At 40.1% G+C, this 12,853-nt stretch carries 10 protein-coding genes; 1 reads left to right on the top strand and 9 read right to left on the bottom strand.

Annotated features, from left to right (window positions below; all coding sequences use genetic code 11):
* Positions 1 to 28: 28 nt before the first annotated feature.
* The 4 genes from RT269_RS04655 to RT269_RS04640 form a co-directional block, all read right to left on the bottom strand.
* Positions 29 to 1,000: an aldo/keto reductase gene (locus tag RT269_RS04655; RefSeq protein ID WP_313180847.1), complete on the bottom strand. Its 972-nt coding sequence runs from the start codon at positions 998 to 1,000 to the stop codon at positions 29 to 31.
* A gap of 485 nt (positions 1,001 to 1,485) precedes the next feature.
* Positions 1,486 to 1,710: a methyl-accepting chemotaxis protein gene (locus RT269_RS04650; protein ID WP_313180845.1), complete on the bottom strand. Its 225-nt coding sequence runs from the start codon at positions 1,708 to 1,710 to the stop codon at positions 1,486 to 1,488.
* 297 nt (positions 1,711 to 2,007) lie between these two features.
* On the bottom strand, positions 2,008 to 3,231 hold the full coding sequence (locus RT269_RS04645; RefSeq protein WP_313180843.1) for an alpha/beta hydrolase family protein: 1,224 nt from the start codon (positions 3,229 to 3,231) through the stop codon (positions 2,008 to 2,010).
* A 448-nt stretch (positions 3,232 to 3,679) separates the two neighbouring features.
* The gene (locus tag RT269_RS04640; protein ID WP_313180842.1) at positions 3,680 to 4,342 is read right to left on the bottom strand and encodes an NAD(P)H-dependent oxidoreductase; all 663 of its coding nucleotides are present in this window, start codon (positions 4,340 to 4,342) and stop codon (positions 3,680 to 3,682) included.
* Between the two features lie 444 nt (positions 4,343 to 4,786).
* On the opposite strand from RT269_RS04640, the gene RT269_RS04635 reads away from it, so the two are divergent.
* Entirely contained in the window at positions 4,787 to 5,149 is a 363-nt protein-coding gene (locus tag RT269_RS04635) for a winged helix-turn-helix transcriptional regulator (RefSeq protein ID WP_313180840.1), read from the top strand.
* A 513-nt stretch (positions 5,150 to 5,662) separates the two neighbouring features.
* Here the strand turns inward: RT269_RS04635 and RT269_RS04630 are convergent.
* The 5 genes from RT269_RS04630 to RT269_RS04610 form a co-directional block, all read right to left on the bottom strand.
* Positions 5,663 to 5,929, bottom strand: a complete 267-nt coding sequence (locus RT269_RS04630; RefSeq protein WP_313180839.1) for a helix-turn-helix domain-containing protein — start codon at positions 5,927 to 5,929, stop codon at positions 5,663 to 5,665.
* A 12-nt stretch (positions 5,930 to 5,941) separates the two neighbouring features.
* Positions 5,942 to 7,762 (bottom strand): type IV secretory system conjugative DNA transfer family protein, encoded by a 1,821-nt coding sequence (locus tag RT269_RS04625; protein WP_313180837.1) that lies wholly within the window; start codon positions 7,760 to 7,762, stop codon positions 5,942 to 5,944.
* A gap of 68 nt (positions 7,763 to 7,830) precedes the next feature.
* Entirely contained in the window at positions 7,831 to 9,249 is a 1,419-nt protein-coding gene (locus tag RT269_RS30335) for a DUF3991 and toprim domain-containing protein (protein ID WP_313180835.1), read from the bottom strand.
* A 146-nt stretch (positions 9,250 to 9,395) separates the two neighbouring features.
* Positions 9,396 to 12,272 (bottom strand): MobP3 family relaxase, encoded by a 2,877-nt coding sequence (gene mobP3 / locus RT269_RS04615; RefSeq protein ID WP_313180833.1) that lies wholly within the window; start codon positions 12,270 to 12,272, stop codon positions 9,396 to 9,398.
* On the bottom strand, positions 12,272 to 12,700 hold the full coding sequence (locus RT269_RS04610; RefSeq protein WP_313180831.1) for a hypothetical protein: 429 nt from the start codon (positions 12,698 to 12,700) through the stop codon (positions 12,272 to 12,274). Before RT269_RS04610 ends, mobP3 begins: the two co-directional genes overlap by 1 nt.
* Positions 12,701 to 12,853 lie beyond the last annotated feature (153 nt).

Below are 12,853 nucleotides of genomic sequence, written 5' to 3'. Positions count from 1 at the left end.
CTTTTTTTAATGATTAATTTCTCTTCATTTAATGAACTATCAATCCATTTTTAAATTTTATTGTTATATTACTGTCTGCTATCGCATTCGCCGGTACGGCATCTTCAATCCTTGCAAGATCACTTTCACTCAGACTGACATCCGCAGCTCCCATCGTCTCCTGAAGCTGAGACACTTTTCTTGCACCAATGAGTGGCATAATATCTTCACCTTGAGATAATACCCAGGCAGTAAGGAGCTGCGGTACAGTAATTTGCTTTTCAACCGCAATTTCTCGCAAGGCTTCAAGAAGTAAAATATTTTTATCTAAATTTTCTCCATAAAAATGTGGAGAACGATTTCTCAGTTCCTGTAATCGCTCTTTCGAGAGCAATCCGTGCGACAGTATGCCAAACGCTACAACGCCAATTCCCAGTTCCCTGGCTGTCGGCAATAGTTCTTTTTCAATTTTACGCTTAAAAAGTGAATACTCTAACTCTACCAGACTTATCGGATGAACTGAATGAGCCCGCCGTAAGGTTTCTGCATCAACTTCAGTAACTCCAATATGTTTCACATAACCTGCTTTGACCATCTCTGAGATTACTCCTATGGTCTCTTCAACGGGAATTTCCGGATCAATTCTTCCAGGCTCATAAAGATCTATATAGTCCACACCCAGCCGTTTAAGTGAATAGGTAAGATAATTTTTTATCGCCAGAGGTCTCGAATCAATACCATAAGGTATACCATTCGGGGCAACCAAGCCCCCAAACTTGACAGAAATAAAGATTTTATCTCTGTTATAACCTTTAATCGCTTCACTAATCAGCATTTCGTTATGACCGGTACCATAAAAATCACCCGTATTAAGGAAAGTGATGCCTGCATCCAGGGCGGCGTGAATAGTCGCTATGCTTTCCTTCTCATCCGCTGGTCCGCCAAACATGGACATTCTCATACATCCGAGTCCAAGTCTTGAAACTTTTAATCCATTTTCCTCAGTTTTAAGATATTGCATAGTTAATACCTCCTGTTTTTTTATTTCTCGAATTATTTTAATGTATAGAATTAATAAGGAATAACGATTCTGTATTTTTTCATCTCGTTCTTTTAGCTACTTAATTGAATTATTAGCGCTACTGCCAGTCATGGGCGTAAGACATCCAAATCCTATAAACATTTATTCTGTAATTAATACCTCTATTTTATTTTGAATTTATGTATCTCTACATTCAATTCATCAGCAAGATAAGACAATTCCTTTGACAACCCGACCATCATCTCCATGGAGGCAAGCTGATGATCTCCCATTGCAGACATTTATTCAGCGCTTATTTCAGATTCCTCTACCACCGAAGCGATATTAAGAGTCTGGGCTGACATAGCCTTTGATTTGTTGTTTATGTTATTCATTACCCGGGCTGCCTGCTGGAAGTTTTCAACTAAGCTTTCATGAAAAAGCCTGATTTTGACAAAAGCTTTCTGCATTATGCCCTATGCGGCCTACCGATCTTTGACAAGCTTGTTTACCTTACTGATATTATCTACTGTAAGGGTTGACAATCCTGTAGTTTTATTTATGATTTCCACAATTTCCTTTGGCGCCTTTATTGAACCGTTGACATGATTTCTAATTTCATCTGTAACTACCACAAAACCTTTCACCGCATCACCAGCCCGTACTACTTCTATAACTGCGTTCAATGCCAGCAGATGAGATAGAAACATTCCTATACACTCGTAGTTCATTTGTAGTAAATCTAAATGCTACTGTTTACCTCTCAAAGCTAAGGTCAGCGTTTGTGAAATATTTATTTTGACAGTAATCCCTAGACTACCAACGATAGCCTGGGGATTACTGTGATTTTATTTTTCAACATCACACTAAAATACTAAATGTCCAGCATCTTTACTACCTATTCCATTATTTCATGCCCAATTTTCCATGACTTAGAGTTTGGTTCTTAAGGAACAAAGCATTCTTTTTTGTTAAAATTTTGTTTTTTAATAAAATATTCTTTAATTCTACAAATTATCTTCAATCCAGTCAAACAGAGTTTCTGAAGCTATTGCATATCCTCCCATTTGGCAATGATTCTGTGCTGTAGTTTCATCATCAAATAAAATATATTCTTTCGGGCATTTCAATGCTTTAAACAAACGCTCCGCCTCTCCATAAGTAACTTCTGCTATCCCATCCAGAACCAGCATCTTACAAGTAATTTTCTCGATAATATTCGTATTATTATATTTCTGTAATTCTTCCACAACAGCCTTTACATCGTTTTGAACTCCTTGTTTCCATGCATAGTCTGCTATCATTGTCTTTAAAGACTGAGGAACCATGATATTAGGTATTTTGTCTATTTTCCCCAGATTCTCGGCTATTCCACTTCCCCAATCCATGTTCCCTGGATCCGTAATACATAATTTAATACGTTTTTCATATGCAACAGCTCGCGGAGCAAGGAAACCACCAAAGCTTATGCCCATGATACCAATACGTTCTGCATCTACCCCAGGGATATTGATTGCGTAATCCACAGCTGGAGTCACAACATTTTCCCAATCTGGTCTGAAAGGAAGTCCTTGCAGACGTAATGCAAACCCCTGACCTGGCCCATCAAACACTAAACAGTGTATTCCTCTTTTTAAAGCCATGTCATATACCCACACCGTATCTTCTGCCCATGTATCACGTCCTGGCGTAATAATCAGTAATGGAGCTTTTTCTCCTGCAACTGGAGAACGATAAAAATGTCCTGGCAAATAAGTATCTTCATAAGGAATTTCAATATATTCTCCCGGATATTCGGATAAATTTAAATAGTTTTCAAAACACTCACGACTTTCTAAACTGTATTTTTTCATACGTGGATCTTCCGGCTTGCTAAAGTACATAAGGCCAATCCGATAATAGCTAGAAGCTCTCAGGTATTCCTGACTTGCAGAAATTTTCTTTCCCTTTGCTTTTGCTTCTTCTGCTTTCTTTTTCAGCTTATCTCCCCTGTTGGACCATGCATCTATCCAACCCTCTTCATCATCCGACTTCATATGACCTATTGTATCCACAATTTCTCCAAAATCAGTCATTCCGTATTGTATTAAACCAAACACATGCTTCATTAAAGCGTCCAACATAATCTGTTCAAAGAACTTTACTTCTGACCATGGTTTGTCTGACATTACATATTTCCCCATAGTTAATTTCTGTTTCATCATATTCATTGGATTTGTTTTTTCTGCCATAATTTTTTTCTCCTTTTCTAGTTATACTAAAATCAAATGTTTTCTCACAAATTTAAAGCATTTCTACTTTACCATTCATGATAATAAGATTAGCTGTTTGACAATTTCAATGCATCATGTTAATATTTTATTTTACAACCGTTGATTATTCAATGAGCGATAATTAAGTTTCGTCCAATAATAAACGAAAATAGAAATTTGTTGATTATCTATGGCTTTTAAGTATGGCGCTGCTAAAATAGATATTGAACAAATGCTGTTTTTTCAAAAATATTAATGACCCACAACTGCGGATATGTTTAACCTCAGCCGTGGGTCTTATGTTTTATCTGCCATTCCAACAGGTGCTGCATTTTCTACAACAAGAAATAACCGAAGATCATCTTCGGTTATTTCTTTGTTGGATTTATACCTAACATTCATTATTAACTTATATATAAAAATATAACTAAATGAAAGTAACTACTTCGGCAAATGGTCTTCTGAATTTTGGTTTGATATCTTCTTTACGATAACCAAGTGCTAATAAACAAGCAAGACCATATTCATCTCTGTCCATAACACCTAACTCGGATAGTATATTTTCTACTGGCTCAAATAGCATTCCTTCAATTCCACATGAATCAATATTAAGATATGCTGCTGTTATCATCATGTTGGCAAGTGGAATATATACTTGATGACGTGCCCATTCATTAACTGCCTTCTCATCTGATAATACCATCATTTCTTCCTGAAATGCTTTAAATATCTGGCTTACTTGTGATTCTGGTGAAAATTCAAGTCCTAATGTATCCTCAACAATATGTTTCACATATGGAGAATTATAAGTAATATCTTTCTTATAAAGAATCAATACTATTTCAGCTCCTCCATCAATAGCATTCATCGCTCCAGGTGCAATTTCTTTGAACTTCTGACGTACAGTCTCATCTTTTAACACTACAAATTTCCAAGGCTCATAACCAAAGGAGCTAGGGGACAGTCTTCCTGCCTCTAAGATCGTATCTAAGTCTTCATCTGCGATATGCCTTTCAGGATCGAAAGTCTTTGCCGCATAACGACGGTTGTGTAATTGTAATATCTCCTGTCTTTGTTGTTCTGTTGCCATTGTTTTTCCTCCTAATTGTTTTTTTAATTGAAATACTATTATGATAGTATAACTATCTAATAAACCTTATTTTTGTATCTTGTGTATTCTGTTACTATAACATCTGTTTTCTCAGCATTCATTTCTCGCAACTTAAACATATATGTTAATGGATTTCCTTCAAATACCAGTATATCACCGATTTCAATCATCTCCATTTAACTACTAACAATATTTAATATGCACTTCTCATGATGATTTATTTTACAGATTTCCCTAAATACATCGCACTTATTATTACACAACTTGAATTATTAATTTTAACAAATTTATTTCTTTATTTTATTTTTAATATATGATATATTTTTAATACCAAGTATCATTATATCAATATTTAATTCATTAACAAGTACGCAGTTTTTTTATACATGGTACGTTATTCCGTACCAAAGTGGAGGAATTATTATGACAACAGAAGAAATAAAGACATTTATGCCACAGCTTATGGTGGATGTTGAAGAATGTCCTGTTATAAGAACACTGGAACTTCTAAATGGCAGATGGACTGCACAGGTTATTTACCAATTAGAGAAATATGAAACGATTCGTTTTGGAGAATTAAAGAAACAATTACAAGGAATTACCAACACAATGTTATCCAATACTCTAAAAAATCTTGAGGAGAAGTCTATCATAAAACGTATACAATATGATGAAATGCCTGTTCGTGTAGAATACAGCCTTACTGAGATGGGGGGTGAAATGTTACCGATATTTTATGAAATGTCACTTTGGGGTACGAAGTACCTAAAGAAAGCTGATGATTAATCCACCAAAACAATTCCCCCCACACTAACACTTAATGTAGGGGGGAGAGAAAAAAGATATATTACTTAATATCCTGAATTAAAGATTTCACTTTGAGGATTGAGTCCAGTGGAATATAGACGTAACCTTGATTATCAATATAAGTCCAACTTTATGTCCGCCCCCCTTCCCGTGGCGCCTTAATTTTACCTAGTTTTTAACAGAAGCAATCAACTTAAAAGACTTTCAAAAACAGTAAATAATCGATATAATAAAACACGCTCCGGTCTACTATACCTGTTTTACATATCTCACATAAATTCAGAAGTTTATACCATCATTCAATGACTTCTCCGAATCGTCTACCGTTATGACTCATTCACCTGCTGGATAATAATTTATTACTTTTTTTCTGTATTAAAATTTATTAAAGTGAGAGGTCTGGGTTGGTCCACAATGAACCACACCTCGGTCCAGAATAAAAGCAGAATATCTCCTTGATGGGAACAATGTCTTTTGCTTTGGTATTGGCTACTATTTTCTTAAAATAAATCGGTTAGAAGTTTTGCTCCCATTCTCCCGGTATCGTGGTTCCTTTTCAATGAGTCTAGCTTTAACTAGATCATTTAAAGCACGCTTGACTGTGCTGCGAGAAAGTTGCAAATCAGAAGAAATGGTTTTTATTGCCGGCCAACAGTCCGATTTCTTTCCCGTACGGTCATGAAGATACATATAAACAACTCTCGCCCGGTGAGGAAGCTCATCGGGCGATGCCGAATAAATATGATTGAAATAGCTCATAAAAATACTCCTTTACGTTTTGAGTATGGAACGACGACGTATTTCAGCAGGTTCTGATACTTGTGTGTTAAACATTCCTGTCCCAGTTGATCCTCCTAATATCTCCCCAGTCTCTTCACCCATCATCATGCAGGCTGTATGCTTACGGACGATGTTTTCTTCTAGTGTCTGCTTGTCAGCATACACCACTTTTCGGTGTGCCTTTTCTGCCATAGTATAAGGCTCTCCGAATCCGATACCCCAGTCAAGGAACAATCGTAACTTCGTTCTCATAGGATGAGTACCTGTTTTCATGACAACAAAATTTCCTTTCGGAATGGACTTTAACTCATCTGGGGTCATGAGTGGACGCTCTATCATTTGCAGGGACTGGCTGGGGTCGTTCTTGCCACGGCTCACACTGCCACTCATGACAGTACGACTCCCTAAGGCTTTACTTAACACCTCAGCCGTCTGGCTATTTGGAGCAAATCCACCAAAAATAACATCTTGGCAATTATCTATAATTATTTCTGACCCTTCTTTTCCGTAATTTTTTACCAACTGCCCCGTAATAGACTGCACCGCAGGTACCAAAAGTAGCCCGCGTGATCTTGACGCACTAAACATCAATTCAAGTGACTGAATTGGAGGAATGGTCCCTATTTCATCCATATAAAATATGACGCGATTTTTTAGCTTCCCCCCGCTTTCATCAGCCACCGCAAGAATTTCTCTATACAATTGCTGTAGAAATAAGCTTACCATGAAATACTTTGTTGTATCTTCCTCTGGTAAAATAATAAACAACGCAGATTTTTCATTACAAAACTTTTCTGCATCAATAGCTGTACCGAAACACAGTATCTGCTCCATCTCACTATCTAAAAAGGCATTGAGCCTAGAAAGCACGGTGGAAAGTACCGACGCCATAGCTTGTTCTGCCGAGTTAAGGGCGGCTCCTGCAAACCAACGGGCCTTATGATCAGGCGGCAGCTTATCCATGAGGAGTTGGAACTGGCTTTTACCCTTTACTTTACTTGGAGCCATCAAGTCTTGTACCAGCTTGAATACGCTGACAATATGACGACTGTCTTTCTTTTTTGCATCATCTTCAGTAGGGGACATGTACTCAGCAAGAAGTAATATCACCGAAGACAGAAGCCCTTCTGCTGCATCATAGAAAAATTGGTTTTGTCCGTAATTCTCTCCACTTGAATTGATAATGGTTTTGGAGATGAGCTTGGCATATTTCTCTGCTTTTGCCTTTGCCACAAGATTATTCTCATCGGCTAGGTATTGATCCATGTAGGTGTTGACCAAATGAAGCATATTGTTGCCATCGGAACGTGTAGGATTTCTTAAGTCAATGACAGCCACATAGTAGCCATAGTAGTCACGGGCGATGGTACCATAATTACGGTAGATATCCCCTTTGGTGTCAGTAGTCAAAAAGCTCATTCCGGAGGCACAAGCATATTCAAGATTCGGATACAGAAAAAAGGCTGTTTTCCCTACACCTGATGCACCAACCATAAGGCAATGGACGTCTTCCGTGTCAACCAATGCTGTGACTCTATTATTTATCCCTATGCTTCCGAGAATAATCCCCTGATCATCTGCTGTAGGAAGTTTCTCTCCTCTCCTCCAACTTTCTGGCTGAAATGGAATATGACGATAGGTTTTTTTAATCTCCTGCTTTGAAGCAAATCGTGCGGTACCATGCTGACCATTTCCCACCGTGCGGGACTTTATTCCGTCTAAGGTATAATAATGGGTCAACAGAGAAAAGCCTCCAATAACAAAAAACATAATTGAAGCTGCTGCAATTAAAATATAAACTTGAGATGGCATGATTGTACCTCCTTCTTCTGAATTAACTTTAAATGGCAGAAGCGAAGATAACATTTTTTTATTTAAACTTACATGGATAATTTTACTTCCAGTTTTTTCTCTATTTTTTGACGATGTTTTTCCAGTAAAATCTCTCCCTTGAGACTTTGGGCCGCAATCCGCTCATAGAACTCTGCCAGATTTTCCTTTTCACCGATGGTCCTTACACGTTCATGGCTCTGCAAGGCCATGATGTCAGATTCCAATAAATCCAGCCTTGTTTTTAAATGTCCGCGATTTTCGTATACCCTGAATCCATTGATAAGCTTTGTTTGCACAGAGGTGGCGTTCTTGATGTGATCCATTTGGCGGTACTCTCTCACAGCCGCTGCCACAGAGAGGCAGCACATTTCACGCAGACAATCACCCATCTCTGAAAATTGTCCCCAATGCAAATAAGAACGAGCCTTGGTAAGCATAGCTGATAAGGTATCCGCGGAGCATTCAGACCTCGCCGTCTTCAGTGATTCCATGAGCTGTTGGCAAATTTCATCCCTGAGCAAATGCTGGGGATGCTCTTCTGCGGGAACAGCCGGTAAGCCATGGTTCGCTTTGATATCCTCGTTCCAATCCTTGTATACGGATATCTCCCTTTCACATGAAATCCCTTTTTCAGATAAAAGGTCTTGATATTTTTCAGCTGCTTCGATCCCCGCCTCATCATGATCCAGACACAACACTACATGGATTAAGTGGGGATGCATCTCCAGCATCTTCAACATGGCGTACTCCGAAACTCCACAGAGTGCCACATAACTATGATTCTGCCAATTCTGAGAATGTAATGCAATATAGGACAACAAATCAATGGGCGCTTCGAACACATAAAGGCTGTTGCCAGCACCCACATAGTGAAAGCTATAGGCAGGATCACAGCTATCCACGTTGCCCTTAAAACCAGTCCCCTGGGTAATAAGCCCTCGCTTATGGGCATGACGGGGAACTCCGTTCTCATCGTAGCCCACAAAGACTGCATTATGATACTCTTTCACACCATCCTTGGATTTTTCACAGCTTTCATACAAGAGCTTTTTCTTGGCAAAGTAATTGACCACCTCACGGTCGATAAGTCGGGTTTTTACCAAATAAGCATAAACACGACGCATATCACTGTGAGGGGTAGGCAGGGCAAATGGATGTTTGGGTTCCTGCTTCTCTTTTAAAGCGGGCGGATAAGCCTTTCCTTGTTCACCGCCCAGCAGCATAGTCACTGCTTCCGAAAATCTGAGACCATAGAATTTCTGGACAAAATCAATCGCATAGCCACCACTCTCTGCCGAATGATCATACCACCTATTTCCCTGTACAGTGATGCTATGGTCAGACGCCAGTCTCTTATCCCGACCGCTGGGAAGCAGTTCTTCATGCTGCTTTTGGAGAAAATCCACAAGATCAACATTGTTAGCACGGTATTTCTGTTCATCCGTAAAATGCACATATACGCCCATAGACTCACCTCCTACTTATGGCGATTACCGATGCGATGAAAAAAGCCGTCCTTTTTATAAGACGGCAATGACGCTGCAATTGTTTCCTATCGATGGATGGCTGTTTAATTTTCTTTTTTTGTTTCTTCATGGTTACCCTCCAATCGTTATAATGACATTGTCTGTTCATGATCTCCCTGGGCGTGACCGGACGCACGTTTTTTCTCATCTAGCTTCAGGCGACGTTTTCGGTCAATCCAGGGATTAGATGGTTTTAGCGGCATCATATGATCTGAAAAAACACGGCTCATATGATGTAGTAGCCGTGTTCCCATAAGCATAATAGATGGATCTTTATAACTGTCCATATGGTCAAGAAAAAACTGCGCATAAATATTACCCTGCTCTGTTGAAAGCTTAAGCCAACGAACAGCAGTATCCTTGTCCTTTTGGACATCTTTTCCCATCAGATATAATTTGCCAAGGATGTACTGCGCATATTGATTTCCTTGCCTGGCAGCATCTGTCAGGAATTGCAGGGATGTCTGTACATCTTTAAGTACCTCCTCACCCATGAGATATATTTTACCCAATCGATACTGCGCAAACTGGTTTCCTTGGTCAGAAGACCGTTTCAGGTATTCAAGAGCTTTCGGGAGATTCTTTGAAACCTCCTCTCCCTTGAGGTATAGAATTCCAAGAGCATATTCCGCAAACTGATTCCTCTTGTCTGCGGCAAAAGTAAACCATCGAATGGCAGACTCCACATCCTTCAACACACTTTCACCCCCAAGGTACAACTTTCCGAGCCGGTATGCAGCGAAGTCATTGTCCTGTTCTGCAGATATGGTATAGAGCCCCATCGCCTCAGCAATATCCTGTGGAACGTTCTGACCTTTTTCATAAAGCTTTCCAAGAAAATATGCAGCATAGGGATTCTTAGCCTCCACCGCTCTCCAAAGATATCCGAGGGCTTTCTCCACCTCCTGCGGCTGTGACTTCTCGTCGGAAAGAATGAGTTTGGCAAGTTGGTTGCAAGCAAAGGTATTTCCCACTGATGCCGATTTTTCGAGATACATCTTTGCTCTGGTTTTATCCTTGTCAGTACCTACACCATTTAACAACATCCACCCAAGACGGTACTGGAGTTTATCATCGTGTCTCTTTTCTTCAAGAGATACAAAGCCAAGAAAGGCATCCTTGAAACGGCGATCAGAATCACTCTGATTTATCATACATCCAATTCCATCCCGCAACATTTTCCCAAGTTCAAAGCTTGCATAAGGAAAATCTTGATTCGCGGAACAGGTATAGAGATTAAAAGCAGTTTCATGATCCTGCTCTACGCCTTTGCCATAGTAATACAAACCACCAAGTGAATATTGTGCGTACCTATAATTCTCATCCGCAGACATGGTGAGCCAATCCACCGCCTGCAGGTAGTCCTGCTCCGTACCAAGTCCTGCGGCATAAAGTTTTCCGATGCGGTACTCGGTGTACTTCCACGGTTTTTCTTCTTCAGCCGCAAGGAAAACAGCAAGGGCCTTTTCATACCAGAGGTATGATACGTCAGCATTCGCTTCGCAGCCAAGTCCGTCGCTGGACATTCGTCCAAGGTCGCACATGGCTAGGGGATTATCTTTCTTTGCCTCTGCCAGGAAGACTTCATGGGCTTTTTCAAAATCCCGCAAAATTTCGGCTTCCTCATCGCCATATAAATATTGCTTTGCCTTTTGGTAGCCTCTCGTCCACCACGAATCATCGAATTTCTTGTCAACAGAACGATCATTCTTTGAGAGCCATTCTTCATAATCATCTGCCGGTTCCTGATTGTCTTCATCTCCCATATCAGAAGAATGTATTTCCATATCATTCTCCAGTTCAGGCATATCTGTTTCCACGGATTCCGTTTCTTTAAAGGTCATACTCTCAAACAACATTGCCTCCTGAATGACTATGTTGCGGATAGTTTTGAAATCGTTACAGTGGGAAAGAGGCAGAGGCTCAGAGAGAGTTTCCGTATAGATGGATTCTATCCTGCCTCTGATCTCCCACCATAGACGGTAAGCTTCTGCGATACGGCTGTCTTTCCATAGCTCATCTACAATTTCATCCACTACATTTTTTAGGTCTGCTTTAAGGTAACCATATTGTTTTTTACCTCTAACCGTTTTCAGTCGCTCGGAAAGGCATGTGATGAGTTGCTCTATACGGTCGTTTTGTAAAACACCACCTTTCATCTGACAGATTAGGCTCCTCATGGATTCAGCCGCCTGTTCTTTTAGTTCATCTTTCCGCTGGGTCCCTTCTCTATAAAGAGGAATGAGCTCCTGATGGAAAATTTCATTTGCCAGGGAGGATTTCATTTTCTTGATGCCCTGTTTAGTAAGATAGCCTTCTCTTGGATTAGTGCTGTAGCAGATCATGTGGATGTGAGGATGATGGGACTCGTTGTGAAAGGCTGCATACCATTTCAAATGGTCAGGGTGAATTTTTAGATTATCTGCAAGTTCTACTGCCTTTCCTGAAAGAAGAGCTTTCCACGCAAGCGCATTATCATACCCCAGCCGGGCAGCATCATCCCGACGCAGAGAAATAATCGGCGTCCATATATTCCCAGCATGATCGGCTACTTCATCAGCAACTTGCGATAAAACCAGCGGCTCAGCACCTGCTGTGAATAAACCATGACTATCAAATTTTTCTACGTGGGGACGGTTTGCGATATAGTCTAGATATCTTTTCCGTCCACTTATTTTTACAAGAATCTGTTCCAGTACAATGATAATGAATTCAGAGGCGTTTCCACGGTTGGGATTTTTACAGTAGTCCTCATATTCAAATAAATCCTTGGCATAGGGAAACTCCCGGAGTATCTGCGCTATCAGATCCTTTTGCTTTTTGGTGGAGTGCCAGAGCTTATGACCGCTTTCTATTTTTTCTACACCGTCGCGGGTGGCGATGTACTTAACGAGATTATTCAGATGGGCAGCATTCTTTTCTCCTCCTTTGAGGTAGGGACACTTGAGAATAATACGTGCCATTATTCTTCATCCTCTGAGCGGCTTTGGAAATCTACTGCATCATCCAAACGGATTTTACCCCTAGTCCTTTTAACTTCAGCGACGCATCGTCCTCGAAGCCGGTGCAGTTCTTCATCGCTGACCTCCAATGTTGTTGCCAGCAGATGCATCATCATGCTAATTTCCACGGAGAGCCGGAACAGATTGTTTGCCACCCTGCTCTCTGTATTCTGTAATGTACCTTGGATAACTCCCAATAAAGTTTGAGAAAGAAAAGCTGTCCCATTTTGGGTTTCCAGATAACCAATGTAAAAATCCACCGCCTTTGAAACAAATTCAGTATGATTCTTCATATTATTTGCCTCCATGAGCAATTCCATGTTGGCAATCATTTCGGGGTAAAGCCACACAGTAATCCGCTGCTTTAAATCACTACCCGTCTTTTTCATCGCTACTTCCTCCTGTTCTTCGATGGATCACCTATAACAGCACTGCACAAAGTTCCCAATGCGTAGACATTTTGATAGTTACAGCACCCACAAGAGCCAAAAAACCATTTATAGCACCTTTGGCGGTTGAAAAAATTATGAGATACGGTATCG

This window comes from Lacrimispora sp. (genome assembly GCF_032078915.1).
Classification (GTDB): Bacteria; Bacillota; Clostridia; order Lachnospirales; family Lachnospiraceae; genus Lacrimispora.
This window is presented reverse-complemented; position numbering and strand designations above follow the sequence as displayed.